This window comes from Pseudomonas sp. 9.3L (assembly GCF_058536285.1).
Genome location: NZ_JBZUBK010000001.1, coordinates 887,924 through 903,396 on the forward strand (window position 1 = coordinate 887,924; position 15,473 = coordinate 903,396).

General features: G+C 58.1%; 16 protein-coding genes and 1 pseudogene. 13 read left to right on the forward strand and 4 right to left on the reverse strand.

Annotated elements, in window-relative coordinates:
* Nucleotides 1-19 precede the first annotated feature (19 nt).
* The 9 genes from AC4LE2_RS04030 (at nt 20) to AC4LE2_RS04070 (ending at nt 9,619) form a co-directional block, all read left to right on the forward strand.
* Nucleotides 20-931, forward strand: a complete 912-nt coding sequence (locus tag AC4LE2_RS04030) for a dihydrodipicolinate synthase family protein (protein WP_491824219.1) — start codon at nt 20-22, stop codon at nt 929-931.
* The gene (locus AC4LE2_RS04035) at nt 924-2,441 is read left to right on the forward strand and encodes an aldehyde dehydrogenase (protein WP_491824220.1); all 1,518 of its coding nucleotides are present in this window, start codon (nt 924-926) and stop codon (nt 2,439-2,441) included. The genes AC4LE2_RS04030 and AC4LE2_RS04035 overlap by 8 nt, the downstream gene beginning before the upstream one ends.
* Entirely contained in the window at nt 2,438-3,778 is a 1,341-nt protein-coding gene (locus tag AC4LE2_RS04040) for an NAD(P)/FAD-dependent oxidoreductase (RefSeq protein WP_491824221.1), read from the forward strand. The genes AC4LE2_RS04035 and AC4LE2_RS04040 overlap by 4 nt, the downstream gene beginning before the upstream one ends.
* A gap of 74 nt (nt 3,779-3,852) precedes the next feature.
* Nucleotides 3,853-4,704: a glycine betaine ABC transporter substrate-binding protein gene (locus tag AC4LE2_RS04045; RefSeq protein ID WP_491824222.1), complete on the forward strand. Its 852-nt coding sequence runs from the start codon at nt 3,853-3,855 to the stop codon at nt 4,702-4,704.
* Between the two features lie 72 nt (nt 4,705-4,776).
* On the forward strand, nt 4,777-5,889 hold the full coding sequence (locus AC4LE2_RS04050; protein WP_491824223.1) for a quaternary amine ABC transporter ATP-binding protein: 1,113 nt from the start codon (nt 4,777-4,779) through the stop codon (nt 5,887-5,889).
* A gap of 2 nt (nt 5,890-5,891) precedes the next feature.
* On the forward strand, nt 5,892-6,740 hold the full coding sequence (locus tag AC4LE2_RS04055) for an ABC transporter permease (RefSeq protein ID WP_491824225.1): 849 nt from the start codon (nt 5,892-5,894) through the stop codon (nt 6,738-6,740).
* Nucleotides 6,737-7,591, forward strand: coding sequence for an ABC transporter permease (locus AC4LE2_RS04060; RefSeq protein WP_491824227.1), 855 nt, complete (start codon nt 6,737-6,739; stop codon nt 7,589-7,591). Before AC4LE2_RS04055 ends, AC4LE2_RS04060 begins: the two co-directional genes overlap by 4 nt.
* A gap of 7 nt (nt 7,592-7,598) precedes the next feature.
* Nucleotides 7,599-8,597, forward strand: coding sequence for a 4-hydroxyproline epimerase (locus AC4LE2_RS04065; RefSeq protein WP_491824228.1), 999 nt, complete (start codon nt 7,599-7,601; stop codon nt 8,595-8,597).
* An 11-nt stretch (nt 8,598-8,608) separates the two neighbouring features.
* The gene (locus AC4LE2_RS04070) at nt 8,609-9,619 is read left to right on the forward strand and encodes a GlxA family transcriptional regulator (protein ID WP_491824230.1); all 1,011 of its coding nucleotides are present in this window, start codon (nt 8,609-8,611) and stop codon (nt 9,617-9,619) included.
* 236 nt (nt 9,620-9,855) lie between these two features.
* Here AC4LE2_RS04070 and AC4LE2_RS04075 read toward each other — a convergent pair.
* Nucleotides 9,856-10,131 (reverse strand): annotated as a pseudogene (locus AC4LE2_RS04075) (SRPBCC family protein); the annotation flags it as partial.
* A gap of 325 nt (nt 10,132-10,456) precedes the next feature.
* Complete coding sequence (locus tag AC4LE2_RS04080) at nt 10,457-10,723, reverse strand: YebG family protein (protein ID WP_491824232.1); 267 nt, start codon at nt 10,721-10,723, stop codon at nt 10,457-10,459.
* A gap of 262 nt (nt 10,724-10,985) precedes the next feature.
* Here AC4LE2_RS04080 and AC4LE2_RS04085 point away from each other — a divergent pair, with 262 nt between their 5' ends.
* Nucleotides 10,986-11,483: a phosphate-starvation-inducible protein PsiE gene (locus AC4LE2_RS04085; protein WP_491824234.1), complete on the forward strand. Its 498-nt coding sequence runs from the start codon at nt 10,986-10,988 to the stop codon at nt 11,481-11,483.
* A gap of 3 nt (nt 11,484-11,486) precedes the next feature.
* Here AC4LE2_RS04085 and AC4LE2_RS04090 read toward each other — a convergent pair whose 3' ends face one another.
* Entirely contained in the window at nt 11,487-11,810 is a 324-nt protein-coding gene (locus tag AC4LE2_RS04090) for a DUF3509 domain-containing protein (RefSeq protein ID WP_491824236.1), read from the reverse strand.
* A gap of 382 nt (nt 11,811-12,192) precedes the next feature.
* On the opposite strand from AC4LE2_RS04090, the gene AC4LE2_RS04095 reads away from it, so the two are divergent.
* From AC4LE2_RS04095 to AC4LE2_RS04105, 3 genes are read left to right on the forward strand one after another with little or no spacing between them, the layout of a single operon-like run.
* Nucleotides 12,193-12,495 carry a DUF3649 domain-containing protein gene (locus AC4LE2_RS04095; protein WP_491824238.1) on the forward strand — a complete coding sequence of 101 codons (303 nt, stop codon included), beginning with the start codon at nt 12,193-12,195 and terminating at the stop codon, nt 12,493-12,495.
* Nucleotides 12,492-14,048, forward strand: a complete 1,557-nt coding sequence (locus AC4LE2_RS04100; protein WP_491824240.1) for a PepSY-associated TM helix domain-containing protein — start codon at nt 12,492-12,494, stop codon at nt 14,046-14,048. Before AC4LE2_RS04095 ends, AC4LE2_RS04100 begins: the two co-directional genes overlap by 4 nt.
* A complete protein-coding gene (locus tag AC4LE2_RS04105; RefSeq protein WP_491824242.1) occupies nt 14,045-14,377 on the forward strand; it encodes a DUF3325 domain-containing protein in 333 nt (110 codons plus the stop codon). The genes AC4LE2_RS04100 and AC4LE2_RS04105 overlap by 4 nt, the downstream gene beginning before the upstream one ends.
* Nucleotides 14,378-14,410: 33 nt before the next feature.
* Here AC4LE2_RS04105 and AC4LE2_RS04110 read toward each other — a convergent pair whose 3' ends face one another.
* A complete protein-coding gene (locus AC4LE2_RS04110; RefSeq protein WP_491824244.1) occupies nt 14,411-15,385 on the reverse strand; it encodes a 2-hydroxyacid dehydrogenase in 975 nt (324 codons plus the stop codon).
* Nucleotides 15,386-15,473 lie beyond the last annotated feature (88 nt).

Below are 15,473 nucleotides of genomic sequence, written 5' to 3' on the forward strand. Positions count from 1 at the left end.
GTTACAAGGAGAGCGCATCTTGAAATTCGAAGGGATATATACGCCGGCCATCACGCCATTGAATGCCGACGGCAGTATTGACAAGTATGCGTTTGCTGACGTGCTGGAATCGCTCATCGAGGCGAAGGTGCATGGAATCATCATTGGAGGCTCCACGGGCGAATACTATGCCCATACGGCAGAAGAGCGTCTGAGCCTGGCGGCCTATGCGAAGGAGGTGATCGGTACCCGCATGCCATTGATCATCGGCACCGGAGCTATCCGCACCGAGGATGCGGTGACGTATGCCCAGGCGGCCCGAGATATCAAGGCGGATGCCATTTTGGTAACCACGCCTCCGTATGCGCTGCCTACCGACAACGAAAACGCTATTCACGCGCTTACCGTAGATCGCGCGGCCAACCTTCCCATCATGCTCTACAACTACCCAGGCCGGATGTGCGTATCCATGGGTGAGGCGTACCTCTCCCGGGTAGGCAAGTCGCGAAACGTGGTAGCGATTAAAGAAAGCTCAGGCGATATGAGCCGCGTGCATTTGATGGCCCGCGAGTACCCGCATATTGCGCTGTCCTGCGGCTGGGATGATCAGGCACTGGAGTTCTTCGCTTGGGGCGCGCGCAGTTGGGTGTGTGCCGGCTCCAACTTTCTCCCAAGCGAACACATAGCAATGTACGAAGCCTGTGTGGTGGAAAAAGACTTCGACAAGGGCCGCAAGATCATGGCTGCGATGATGCCGCTGATGAATGTCCTTGACGGAGGCAAGTTCGTTCAATCGATCAAGTACGGCTGCGAGTTGGCAGGCCTCAAGGCCGGCCCGGTCAGGGCCCCGCTGCGCGGCCTGAACGAAGACGAGCAGCGCGCTCTGAACGCCGTCATCACCACCGTAAAGCGCACCGTTGCCCACATCGTCTCGGAGAGGAATCATGAGTGACCTGCTGACTGCCGCCGAATACGCCGCCATCGCTAAAGGCATTAGCTTCCCCAGCGGTGCCTTCATTAACGGCACATTCCGCCCCGCCGCCTCTGGCGCTACGCTAGACACCTTCAACCCGGCGACCGGCAAACCCTTGACCACCCTCGCGGCCTGTGCGGCCGAAGACGTGGATTACGCGGTGGTCAAGGCGCGCGCGGCATTCGAAGATGGCCGCTGGCGACTGCGCCATCCCGGTGAGCGCAAGGCCGTGTTGCTCAAACTGGCGCGATTGCTGGAAGAACACCGTCACGAATTGGCCGTGCTGGAAAGCCTGGACAGTGGCAAGCCGGTGAGTGAGTGCCAGAACGTGGACGTGCCGGATACCATCAATACGCTGCGTTGGCACGCTGAACTGATCGACAAGCTCTATGACAACACCGCGCCTGTAGGCAGCAATGCGCTGACCATGGTGGTGCGTGAGGCCATTGGCGTCGTAGGCCTGGTGCTGCCCTGGAACTTTCCACTGCTGATGCTGGCCTGGAAAATCGGCCCGGCGCTGGCTGCCGGCTGTTCGGTCATCGTAAAACCTGCCGAGCAAACGTCCCTGACCACCTTGCGAGTAGCCGAACTGGCCCTGGAAGCTGGTGTACCGGCCGGTGTGCTCAACGTGGTCACAGGCACCGGCCAAGCGGTAGGGGAGTCCATCGGTTTACACCCCGATGTGGACATGGTCTCGTTTACCGGTTCTACCGCGACCGGCCGCCGCTTTTTGCGTTATGCCGCTGACTCCAACCTTAAACGCATCGTACTCGAATGCGGCGGCAAGAATCCTGCCGTGGTAATGAACGACGCCGAGGATCTGGACCTGGTTGCCGAGCAGATAGTGAACGGCGCCTTTTGGAACATGGGAGAGAACTGCTCGGCCACTTCTCGACTAATCGTGCACGCCGACGTGAAGGATAAATTGCTTGAACGCATGGCTGCTTATATCCGCGAATGGAAAATGGGCGACCCACTAGACCCGGTGAACCGCGTAGGCTCGCTGATCAGCGGCGACCACTTCGATAAGGTGAACGGCTACCTGGAAAAAGCCCGCCAGGAAGGGCTTCAGGTCGTGCATGGCGGTGATACGGAAGGCGGCATCTTCGTGCAACCCACGGTGATTGATGGCGTGGGCCGCGACAGCGCGTTGTTTCAAGAAGAGATCTTCGGGCCGGTACTGTCCGTTACCACCTTCACCTCTGTGCGCGAAGCGATCGCCCTGGCCAACGACACGGTGTATGGCCTGGCGGCTTCCGTGTACACCGGCAACCTGCGCACCGCGATCACCCTGTCGCGCGAGATTCGAGCGGGCATCGTCACTGTGAACTGCTTCGGTGAGGGAGACGCCAGCACGCCGTTCGGTGGGTATAAACAGTCCGGCTTCGGTGGCCGCGACAAATCAATTTTTGCGCATGACCAGTACACCGAACTCAAGACCGTGTGGATCGACGTGTCCGACCGTTCAATAGACGAGAGCGTGAGATGACCATCGTCAAGCGCCTGCCTGTGGACACGGGTACCTCTGGTTGGGAGGCGACCTGTGCCCGCTCCACGCCCGTGCGGGTGTTAAACGAGGACGTGAATGCGGATTGGTTGATCATCGGCGCCGGGTTTGCCGGTCTTACCGCCGCCCGGCGTCTGTTCGAGCTATGTCCCGGCAGCCGCATCGTGATAATGGAGGCCCGGGAAGTGGCCAAGGGGCCGGCGGGGCGTAATTCGGGTTTCATGATTGATGTGCCGCATAGCTTGTCCTCGGGCGAATACTCGGTGGGCGGTCACGAAGCGACTGCCCTTGAGATTGTCCAGAATCGGTCTGCCATTGCCTACGCCAGCGCCGCAGCATTGGCATATGGCATGCCTACCGAGGTGTTCGATCCGTCGGGCAAGATCAACGCGGCCGCCACTGAACGCGGCGCTCGCCTGAATACGAACTACGCGGCATCGTTGCAGCGGATTGGCGAGCGGTTCGAGCGCTACGACGCTTCGCACATGCGTGAAATCACCGGCACCTCTTATTACACCGATGGCTTGTATACCCCAGGCGCAGTGCTTATTCAGCCCGCTCGTTACATTCGCGCGCTGGCGGAAGGGGTGGCGAAGGATGTGACGATCTACGAACACAGCCCGGTGATCGACTTGAGTAGGGTGGGGCAGGTGTGGCACGCGAAAAGCCACGGCGGCTCGGTGCGCGCGCCCAAGGTTATTCTGGCGGTGAACGGCCACATCGAGGACTTCGGTCACTTCAAGGACCGGCTAATGCATGTGTTCACCTACGCGTCCATGACTGCCCCCTTCACAGACCGGCAGTTCATGCGCCCTGCAACGGGCCAGCCGCGCTGGGCGCTACTGCCGGCCGACCCGATGGGCGCCACAGTGCGTAAGTACACAGAGGCGGGAATGTCGCGGATCGTTATACGTACGCGCTTCACCTACGATCCCACGATCCAGGTGAGCCCTCGGCGGGTAGCGGTGGTTGCCGAGGACCAACGCCGATCCCTCGACGCACGCTTTCCCGAGTTACATGGAGTGCCGTTTGAGTTCAGTTGGGCCGGGCGCTTATGCCTCAGCCGTAACAGCACGCCCGCGTTCGGAGAGGTGGAGGAGGGGCTGTACTCGGCGTGTTGTGAAAATGGATTAGGCACAGTGAAAAGCACCTTGGCCGGCATGATGGTCGCAGAACTGGCCTCAGGCTTTACCACCGACGCGTTGCGCAAGTATCAAAAGACGCCCGGCCCTAGCCGTATGCCGCCTGAGCCGTTCGCCTGGTTAGGCGTGAACTCACTGATTCGCTGGCAAGAAATGAGGGCTGGTAAAGAGGGCTGATAAATCGAAAAACAATAAAACGTTTCAAACGCTTGTTCTGCCGTTCCAATAATCATCCTAATCGGGGAACTACCATGAAGACATTGAAAAAAGCGTTCTGCGCCTTGGCGTTGGCGGCATTGGCCGTATTGCCGGTACATGCCGAAGAAAAAACCATCACTATGGGCACGCTGTCCTGGGAAGACCTTACGCCCATCACGGGCATCACCAAGAAAGTACTGGAGGATCAAGGGTACACGGTAAAAGTTACCCAATTTTCCGAATGGGGCATTGCTTATGCCGCGCTAGGTAAAGGTGATGTGCAGATCCTCGCTTCGCAAATTGATTATGTAGCTCAGGATTATTGGAACAAAAACAAGAATCGCCTTGAGAAAATCTCACCCGTTTCTCATGGCCTCTATCAAGGCATTGCCGTACCGAAGTACGTGCCGATCAACTCCATTGAGGAACTCAATGCTAATGCCGATAAGTTCGGCGGGAAAATCGTTGGTATTGAGCCCGGTTCGGGGCTGATGAGCGATGCGACCAATGCAGTCAAGGCCTACGATCTCAAGCTCAACCTGCTCGAAGGCAGCAGCGCGGCCATGACCGCGGCGCTTAAATCCGCTGTGGACCGTAAAGACTGGATCGCCGTCACTCTTTGGGATCCGTCCTGGATGACTCAGAAGTTTGACGTGAAATACCTTGCCGACCCAAAAGGCATCTTCCCGCCTCCACAGGGTTATTACTGGATTGGCCACAAGGGCTTCTCTGCAGAGAACGCTCGCGCACGTGAAGTGATTGCCAGCGTCTACGTGCCTATTGCCGATATCAAAGCGATCAACGGTGATGTGAAAGACGGCAAGACAATGGATGAAGCGGTGAAGGTATGGACGGATAGCCACGCTGAGCTGCTCAAGCGCTGGGAAAATATCAAGAAAGACTAAGCAGCTGCCGCTTGCTCCACTGCCGCACATGAATGCACTAAAGCCAGAACAAACTGGTTGTAAGGGAACGATATGAGTACGCAGACGATAGACGCAAATGAAGTACTGGTAAGTTGCCAGTCGGTGTGGAAAGTGTTTGGGGAGAACGCTGCCGACGCGATGAAAGCAGTCACCGAAAAAGGGTTCTCGAAGAAACAAATACTTCAAGACTTCGGCTGTGTCGTGGGCGTGTCTGACGTTAACCTTGATGTGCGGCGTGGTGAGATTTTCTGCATCATGGGACTATCCGGCAGCGGCAAGTCAACCCTTATACGGCTATTGAACAGATTGATCACGCCCAGTGCCGGCAAGGTGCTGGTAAAAGGGCGTGAGTTGTCCTCCCTGAGTGCAGCCGAGTTGCGCGACATCCGCGCGAAACACATCGGCATGGTATTCCAGAGCGTGGCCTTGTTGCCCCACCGTACCGTACTGGAAAACACCGCATTCGGCTTGGAGGTGCAGGGGGTGCCCAAGGCTCAACGGCTGAAGGTTGCCGAGCAAGCGCTGGCCAAGGTAGGCCTCACTGACTGGATCTCGCGTTACCCTAATGAACTATCTGGTGGGATGCAACAGCGCGTGGGCTTGGCCCGCGCGATCACCGCAGACCCTGAAGTAATTCTCATGGATGAACCCTTTAGCGCCCTTGACCCGTTGATTCGTCGACAATTGCAGGACGAGTTTCGCCAACTCACCAAGGAGCTGGGCAAGTCGGCGGTGTTCATTACCCACGATCTGGAAGAAGCCATTCGCATCGGGGACCGCATCGCTATCATGAAAGACGGGGTGATCATCCAGGTGGGTACGGCCGAGGAGATCGTGCTCAATCCGGCAGATGATTACGTGGCCGAATTCGTAGCGGGCATCTCGCGTCTGCACTTGGTAAAAGCCCATTCGATCATGGCGCCCTTGCAGGTATACATCGCGGCGCACCCTACCGCAGATCTCAGCTGCCTGGCGCAGGTGCCACTGGAAGCCGATCTGGACGAGGTCATTGGTGTGGCGATCAAGGGTGACCGCGACGCCGTGGCAGTGGTTCAAGGTGGCGGTGTTGTGGGTGTGATTACAGTACGCGACCTGTTACGGGGCGTGCAGGGCATCCCCAACGAAGCCTTGGCCAATCCCGGCGAACGCCTGAAGAGGGCATGACCATGGGCATCGAACAATTTCCTGACAGCTTCGACGCAACGGTGGACAGCGCGCTGGAATGGCTCTCCGATCACGGCTCATCAATCTTCGACGCGATCAATGCTGTGCTAGTGGGCGCCTATGAAGGGCTGTATTGGCTGCTTACGTTTCCACCCTATTACGTGATAGCGGCGTTGATCGCCTTGCTCGGCTGGCGCCTGGGTGGGCTGCGGTTTGCGGCAGGAGCGCTGGTTGCCTTGCTGTTCTGCGCCGTGATGGGGCTGTGGGCGGACACCATGAGCACGCTGGCACTGGTAGTCGCTGCGACGGTAATGGCTTTAGTGATCGCAGTACCGCTGGGCATCCTGGCCGGGCTGATGCCCACCTTGGATCGTGTGGTAGAGCCGGCACTTGACCTTATCCAGACCATGCCACCCTACATTTACTTGTTGCCTGCGATCGCATTGCTTGGCTATGGGCCGGGCACGGCCTTGATCGCTACCTTCATCGTGGCGTTCCCACCGGCGTTTCGGCTTACCTCATTGGGCATTCGAATGACGCCGAATGCCTTTGTGGAACTGGGGGAGGCCAGCGGCGTGACCCGTTGGCAGATGTTCGCCAAAATCCGCTTGCCGTTTGCCCTGCCTAGCATCATGACCGGTGTCAACCAGAGCCTGATGATGGCCTTCGGCATGGTGGTGATTGCCGGCATCGTCGGCTCAGGTGGGTTGGGCCAGGCTATCTATAACGCCATCCGTACCCTGGACATCGCTACTTCCATCAATGCAGCGATCGCGATCGTGATCCTGACCATGGTGCTGGACCGTCTGGCCCAGAGCGCGACACCCAAGCCACGGGAGAGCCGCTCATGAGCCTTACCGATCTGCAGTTTTCCCCTGGACGCTATATCGCCCCCGTGGTGGATTGGTTGAACACTAATTTCCACGGCTTTTTCAGTGTTGTCAGTACGATCATCTCCGCAGTGCTGGGCACTGTCGAGTCGGCTTTGCTCGCGTTGCCACCGCTGGCGGTGATTGGCATCGTTTTTGTGGTGGCGGCGTTCACCATTCGTTTGGGGGTAGCGTTGCTTGCCGCGACGATGTTGGGCTTTTGCCTGATCGCAGGGTTGTGGACGGCTTCCATGCAGACCATCGCGCTGGTATCGGTTTCTGTACTGATTTCTGTGGCCATTGCGTTCCCGCTAGGCATCCTGGCTTCTCGCGTCAAACGGTTTGCCGCTGCCATCGACCCTGTGTTGAACGTAATGCAAACCGTGCCGCCATGGGTATACCTGATCCCGGCGGTGATGATCTTCAGCCTTGGTCGGGTGCCAGCGATCATCGCTACAGTGATCTACGGCATTCCACCGATGCTGCGGCTGACCACTTTGGCGTTCAACCAGTTGCCCAAAGAAATGCTTGAACTCGGTAACGCTATGGGCGCATCTCCCAGGGCAATCCTGCTCAAGATTGAAATACCCCTGGCTACGCCAACGCTGCTGGTAGGCCTCAATCAGTGCATTTTACTCTCGCTGGCAATGGTGGTGCTGGCTGGACTGGTCGGCGCTGGCGGCCTTGGCGCTGAGGTCACCCGAGGCTTGACCCGAATGGAAATGGGCCTGGGCCTGCGCGCCGGATTGGGCATCGTGGCGGTAGCGCTACTGTTAGACCGCCTGTCCCGTGGAGCGCTGGACCGTAGCAAACGCAACCGTCGCACAAGGTGAACGCTCTATGAAAAACACGTTTTTCTGTATCGACGCCCACACCTGTGGCAACCCCGTGCGCCTGGTCGTTGGCGGTGCGCCCAATTTACCTCATGCACCAATCGCCGAACGCCGTGCCCTGTTCGTTGAGCGCTATGACTGGATACGTCAGGCCTTGATGTTCGAGCCGCGCGGCCACGACGTGATGTCTGGCGCCATACTCTATCCGCCCTACCGCGAAGACTGCGACGTTGCGGTGCTATTCATCGAGGTGAGTGGCTGTCTCCCCATGTGTGGCGCGGGCACTATCGGCCTGGTTACTACAGCCTTGCAGGAAGGCCTGGTGCGGCCTCGGGTGCCGGGCCAAGTAGCGCTTGAAACGCCAGCAGGGCGAGTGGATGTGCGCTACACCATGGAAAATGGCAGGGTGAGCAGCGTGCAAATGCTAAATGTGGCGAGTTACCTTCATGCCACGGACATTGAAGTGCACTTGGCAGGGTTAGGCACACTCACGGTCGACGTGGCATACGGTGGCAATTTCTATGCGGTGGTAGAGCCCCAGGCGAACTGGGCAGGGTTGCAAAGTGCCCGTGCAGCTACGTTGATCCAGCTAAGCCAGCAGTTGCGCCGTGCAGTCGCGGAGGTAATCGAACCGGTCCACCCGCTGGATGATCGCATCCGAGGTGTGCATCACGTCATCTGGTGCGATCAACCTGATATCGATGGAGTCGATGGCCGCTGCGCCGTGTTTTACGGCGAACAGGCCATCGATCGCTCACCTGGCGGCACTGGCACAAGCGCCCGCATGGCCCAATTGCATGGTCGCGGGCGCTTGCCGGTAGGCCAGGATTTTTGTCATCAGAGTCTGATAGGCACGCGATTCGTGGGACGTGTGGAAACCGAAACGCAAATCGGCGCGCATACGGGCATTTTGCCCAGCGTGACCGGTTGGGCGCGGGTCACCGGCTATAACACGCTCATTGTGGACGATGAGGACCCCCTCGCCCATGGTTTTCAGATCACCTAATCGAATGTTCAATGATCGACAGACGTCTGTTCAGTGGAGGGATGCAAGGCAAGAATCTCCGCTATTTACAAAACGCGAAGGCTAACGCCAGCCCGCAATCACGGGTTGGTTTTGTCCTGCTTGAGCATTTTTCGCTGCCCGCCTTCACTCAAGCGTTGGATACTCTTGTCACGGCCAACCTCCTGGAGGCCAAATTATTCACTACTTGCACTTTCACGCTCGATGGCCAGGACGTTGTGAGCGACCTTGGGCTAGTGATTCGTCCTGATACCGCGCTGAATGATTACCCGCTTGAAAACGTGCAACTCCTGGTGGTGTGCGGTGGTTTGCGTACACCACTGTGCGGGCAGCCAGAGTTATGCGCCGTGATCAAGCGCGCTGCTCAGAAAGGCGTTGCGCTTGGGGGGTTGTGGAATGGGGCCTGGTTTCTGGGGCAGGCAGGGTTGCTAGATGGTTATCGCTGCGCCATACACCCGGAGCACAGGCCGGCGTTAGCAGAAATTGCCCAGCACAGTCAGGTAACCAGCGAAAGTTACGTGGTGGACCGGAATCGCTACACTGCTGCCAGTCCCCAGGGGGCATTCAGCATGGTGCTGGAGTGGATTGGCCAAAGCCATGGTGCAGCGCTAGTGGAGGGTATTATCGACATATTGGCTTTCGAAGCCTCTCGCTACAAACGCGTGAACCCCAAGTTACAACTTGGGCTTGCCGCACCCTTGCGGGAAGTCGTGAAGCTGATGGAGGCCAATTTGGAAGAACCGCTAGACCTTACGCAAATATGCAATTACGTCAACCGCTCACGTCGGCAAATAGAACGCCTATTCCAGCAGCAGCTCAACACTACCCCTTTACGTTATTATCTGGAACTTCGAGTAACCGAAGGGCGGCGTCTGCTACAGCATTCCAACCTCTCCGTGGTGCAAGTGGCAGTTGCATGCGGGTTCGTGTCTCCTAGCCATTTTAGCAAATCTTACACCGCGTACTTTGGCCATTCACCTTCTAAAGAGAAGCGCTTGGGGTGAAGGAAAAAGCTGATGCTGTCTAGGCAATATAGTCGGGCAATGCGTAAGTTCTCGTCCTAATTGCCGGCACGATAATCAAGGTCGGATATGATCTTGTAAGGTGCGCTGGTGTGCATTCCAGGCTTCGATATCATCCAGCCTTAGACCTATCACTACCTGGCCATACGCGAAGAGATTGCGCACCTTCCAGCCGTTGCCTATTTAAAGGACTGGATAACTAGCCTGGCATCCTGAGATCAGGTGCGTGCCAGCACCTGTTCGCAGTACCAGTCATCGAACTGGCACACGTTACTTTCGGCAATAGTGGAATAGGGGCCGGGTTCGTAACTGGGTGACATCAAACCCGCTTGGGTAATTTCCACCAGTTCGCGATCTTGATTATTGGTTGCTAGCCACACTTTTTCCAAGGTATCCAGGTTGTAGTCGCTGCCTTCTACCGCATCCTTGTGAACCAGCCATTTAGTGGTAACCAACGTCTCGGTCGGGCTAACCGGCAATACACGGAAACTCATTACTGGTTGTCATCGCCCCTCCGGCTTCCGTGTCCTGCCTGGCAGGACATAAGGCAGCTAACAATAATTCGCACTACATCAGTGAGCCTTTTTGCTGAGCTTAATCTAGGTCAGAGAGTGGTAAGGGTCAATTTACATTTATTTAAGATTTCCTCGAAAACTAGGTAACAAACCGAGGACCATGCCTGATCCCTACTGCTGGTTTAGCGATGTTCGCACTGTAGTGAAAGGCTCATTCCGCGCGCCTTTTTTAGCTCAGACGCAACGCCAGAATACGGGTATCAGATCAGCGCAAAGAGATCTGGGCCAGCTATTTGATACAGCGTCACTGATTGCTGTCACCCTGCTTAAGGAGTTGGTCCAGCGTATTGACACCATTTTTGAAAGCCGCTGCAAACACTGCCCTATTCTTCGCCATGAATATACTTGCGTCTTCCGCCTGTTTTTCACTGAGGTCGGGTACGTTTTTGATCAGCACTGCAGTCAAAACCTCAGCGAGCTCAAGCATTTGGTCGTGCGCGTCAGCTAATTTACGATCCAAAAATACTACCTCCAAGTCACGTGTGCTCCGGTACAGGACTTCTACTGCCATGGCTGGCCTCTCTTTGATTTACGACGCACCGCCGCAACAGGCGGCAATGCTGTGAGAAATGAAGTGTCAATCCCTCAGGGGGTTTACGCGCCTGGCCGCCCTCATATGCGCAGCTACCGCCGGCCAGCCCACCTGATGGATAGCTGGTTATTTATACAGTGTCATTAGCGCGCAGGCAAGGGGACGTGCTTGAATCTACGTCGGGCTTCTGGTGTAACAGGTGCTCAGGGCACGCGTGCCTACGTCGAGAAGGATGAAGACAGTGAAGACCAATTGGGCCGACAGGGTACGCGGGCGGGTGCATGATTTAGCCGAGTCGCTGGGTAACCTGCTGGTGGACGGGTTCCATTACCTGGCGCTGTTCGCCATCGGCGCGGTCACTGCCTGGGCGGCGGTGATAGCGTTCCTTCAGATGCTGGAAAAAGGCGCCATCAGCGTGGACGATATCCTGCTGCTGTTCATCTACCTGGAGCTGGGTGCCATGGTAGGGATCTACTTCAAAACCAACCACATGCCAGTGCGCTTCTTGATTTATGTGGCAATCACCGCCCTCACGCGCCTGCTGATCTCGGACGTTTCACACCATGCGCCTGCGGGCCTTGGCGTGGTGTACCTTTCAGGTGCGATCCTGCTGTTGGCGTTTGCGATCCTGGTGGTGCGTTATGCGTCGTCGCGGTTCCCTTCGATCAAGGTCGAAGGGCCGCGACGTCGGCAGGCCGGAAAGGCCGACGAGGTAGAGCTGGAAAAAGGCGAGACCTGAGTATCAACGACCCGCCGCGCGTACGTCTGCCTGCCATCCCGTAGCAGCGTTAGCGACGCGAGGCGTTTTGTGGCTTTCGGTCATTGCAGCCAGCATTTCCATGGCGCTGTCGCCGTGTTCGATGGCAATGCCGAACTTGATGCTGTCGATCAGACGCTGCAAGCGTACAGGATCGTTGCGCTGGGCCAAGCTGATCATGCGCTTGGCAACCATTCCCTGGTCATTGGACAGGGTGAGCATAATCGTACCGTCCAAGCCCTGAATGCTCAGGTTTACCCGGTACGTCGGCTGAAAAGCCTTGCTGATGGTTTGAAAAGGGTTATCCATACGTTACCTGCCTTGGTCGAAACTGCACGTATTGACTGAGGTGGCCAATGTTAGTTCTTGCGATCCAGACCGCCGGTTTAGCGCCTGGATTTCCCTTGCTAGAGGGCCACGTGGCCCTTCCTGGCTGTAGCAAGGTGCGTGCCGCTGGCGTATGCGCACAAAGGTTTCGTGCGCGGCGAAGGCCGTCAAATGCCCGGTCCAGAGCAGTCTGCCCGTGCAAACGGGGCAGTGAGGTGTGCCACCAAGCCCTTGTTGCTCGGCCAACGCCCTGCGACCCTGTGGCGCGTCGCACCACCGCAGTGCGTACGTTCCCTCTATCAGCCTTTGCGTATGAGAATGTTTATCATTAGAATCACGTTCTTTACTCTGCGCACCGACCGCCATGAAAAAGCCCGCCGCCGTGCCCCTGCGTTACCGGTTGAACGTCCTATCGCGGTGCCTGGCTGCCAGCGTCGGAGGGTATGCACTGGCCAGCGCCTGCAGCGCCTTAATTGCAGGGCTCATACCCGCTGCTCCAGCACAGGCCGCCGTCACTGGCATGATGCTGGGGTTTGTGGTGTATACGGTCGCGGTGTTGTGGGTATTTGCCTGTAGAAGCGCGTGGCGCGCCTGGCTGGGTTTAGGGGTCAGTACACTGCTGTTGGCAATCGCGGATGCGGCCCTCTACCAGGTAGCTCAGGTATGAGAGAGGGTTTTCGTCAAGCCATGGCCTGGCTGCACACCTGGCTGGGCCTCACCTTTGGCTGGTTGCTGTTCGCTATTTTCCTTACCGGTACGCTGAGCTACTTCAAAGAAGAGCTGTCCCGCTGGGCCCATCCCGAGGTGCCGGTGCGTGCACTGGATGCACGGGCCTCGCTGGATCACGCGCAGACTTACCTAAGTCGGGAGGCCCCCCATGCGCCGGCCTGGTACATCAAGCTGCCAGACCAGCGCCAGCCCATCCTTGAGGTGATGTGGCGAGGCATGGAAGGGGCGCGTAGAGGCTTTGTCAGTAAACCGCTGGACCCGCTTACAGGCCGGTTGGTAGACACCCGCGATAGCCGAGGCGGGGATTTCTTCTACCGCTTCCATTACGAGTTGCAGTTGGGCTACCCCTGGGGCCGCTGGGTGGCCAGCCTCGGTGCCCTGGTGATGCTGATTACGCTTATCAGCGGAATCATTACCCATAAAAAGTTCTTCAAGGAGTTCTTCACCTTTCGCCCTGGCAAGGGCCAGCGTTCCTGGCTGGATGGCCATAACGTCGTAGGCGTATTGGTGTTGCCCTATCATCTGGTCATTACCTACAGCGGGCTGGTCATTTTCATGGCTATGCTACTGCCTGCTACCTTCGCCACCGTCTATAAAGGGGGCGTGAATGGCTACTATCAAGACGTGTTCCCCAACGCCTTTCCCGCGCCACCCCAGCACACTGCTGCACCGCAACAGGCGCGCGTTGCACAGCTGTATGACCAGGCCCAAGCCCTATGGCCGGGTGCGCGCTTTAGCCGTGTCGAGGTGCAAAACCCAGGCGACACCGACGCACGTGTAGTGTTTTACCGGCACGGCGGTGACCGCATTGCTTACCTGCCCAGCAACATGCTGGCCTTCGATGGCGTCAGCGGCGAGCTGTTGAGTAGCGAAACGCCAAGCGCTGGTGCCTTGCTGGTAAGCGGCAGCTTTTATGGGCTGCACATGGGCCAGTTTGCAGGCCCGGTGGAGCGCTGGCTCTACTTTATATTCGGGTTGTCAGGCACCGCTATGATCGGTACGGGGCTGGTGATGTGGCTGAGCAAGCGTCAGCTCAAGCATGCCAATGCCCCGCGCCGGCCGTTTGGCCTGCGCCTGGTGGCCACCTTGAACCTTGCCAGCATGGTCGGGCTCGTTGCAGCCGTAGGGGCCTACCTGTGCGCCAATCGTGTATTACCCCTGCACCTGACCGAACGCAGCGGTTGGGAGGTGAAAGCCTTTTTCATCACCTGGCTGGCAAGTGTGTTGCACGCCGCACTGCGCCCCCACCGGCAGGGTTGGGTAGAACAGCTTTCCCTGACCGCAGTGCTGTACCTGTCACTGCCCCTTCTGGGCATGCTGACTACACACCGAGGGCTGCCCACGGCGCTAGCGGCCGGCGACTGGGTGATTGCCAGCGTAGACCTTAGCTTGCTGGCGTGCGCGCTCATCCTGGGCTGGCTGGCCCGCAAGCTGGCGATTAAAGGCACCGCGCTCAGGTTGCCCGCCCGTGCAGCCAGGGTAACGCCATGATGCTGATGGGTGCCTTGCTGTGCTACCCAGCGTTTACGGCACTGTGCCTGGCCATGGACCGCCACCACCAAGCCTTGCTAGGGGTAAAGCTTAGCAAGCCACGGCGGTGGGCCCTTCGTCTGGCAGGCGTGGCGCTGTTGCTCATGACCGCTGCATGGTCCATGGCCACTGCGGGCTGGGCGATAGGCATCCTGCGCGCCATTGGCACTGCCATGGCAAGTGCCAGTCTACTGGTGTGGCTGCTGCCTTATTGGCCTACCTTGGCGTTACGCCTGGCAACCCTGGCCGTGCCGGGGGCATTGGCGCTCTGGGTGTATCGGCTGCTCTAGCCCAGCGCGCGCTGCCCTTGAAGGGAGTAGATATCAGCCCTTGAACACTTCCGGGTTCACCAGGTCGGTAGGCCGTTCACCCTTGAGTGCTGCGGTCAGGTTCGCCATGGCTCGCTCCGCCATGGCCTGGCGGGTTTCCCCTGTGGCCGAGCCGATATGGGGCAGGGTGACGGCGTTTTTAAGGGAGAACAGGGGGGATTCTGTCAAGGGCTCGCGCTCATACACGTCCAGCCCTGCCCCTCGGATAGTGCCGTTTTGCAGGGCTTCGATCAGGGCCGGTTCATCGACCACCGGGCCTCGGGACAAGTTGATCAAGAACGCTGATTTTTTCATCAGCCCCAGTTCCCGCTCGCCAATGAGGTGGCGTGTCTTGTCACTCAGCGGTACGACCAGGCAGACGAAATCGGCCTTGGCCAGCAATTCGTCGAGGCTAAGGAAGGTTGCGCCCAACTCGGCTTCCAAGGCTGGCTTGCGGCTGTTGCCGCTATAAAGGATAGGCATGTTAAAGCCCAGGCGGCCGCGCCGCGCGATGGCTGCGCCGATGTTGCCCAGGCCTACGATACCTAAGGTCTTGCCGTGTACGTCACTGCCAAACAACTCGGGCCCTATGCTGGCCTTCCATTGCCCGGCCTTGGTCCAGGCGTCCAGCTCGGCGGTGCGGCGAGCACTGGCCATGATCAGGGAGAATCCCAGGTCGGCAGTACTTTCAGTAAGCACATCCGGGGTATTGGTCAGGGCAATACCCCGCTGGGTCAAATAGCCCACGTCGTAGTTGTCATAGCCCACCGACACCGAGGACACCACTTCCAGTTGGGCAGCCTCTTTGAGTTGCGTCTCGCCCAGCGGGCGCCCCGCGCCAATCAGGCCGTGCGCCCGTGGCAGCGCCTCGCTGAACTGCGCGTTGATGTCGCCGTGCTTAGGGTCGGGGACGATGACTTCAAAGTCCTGCGCCAGGCGCTCGACCATCTGTTGAGTGATGCGGCTGAAGGCTAGTACGGTCTTTTTCATTGGAGGGTTCCAGGCAAGGGGTTCGCACACGCTACAAGTTGTGAGCCACAGGTGACAAGCATCACACCCTGATCGGTGAGCACACTGC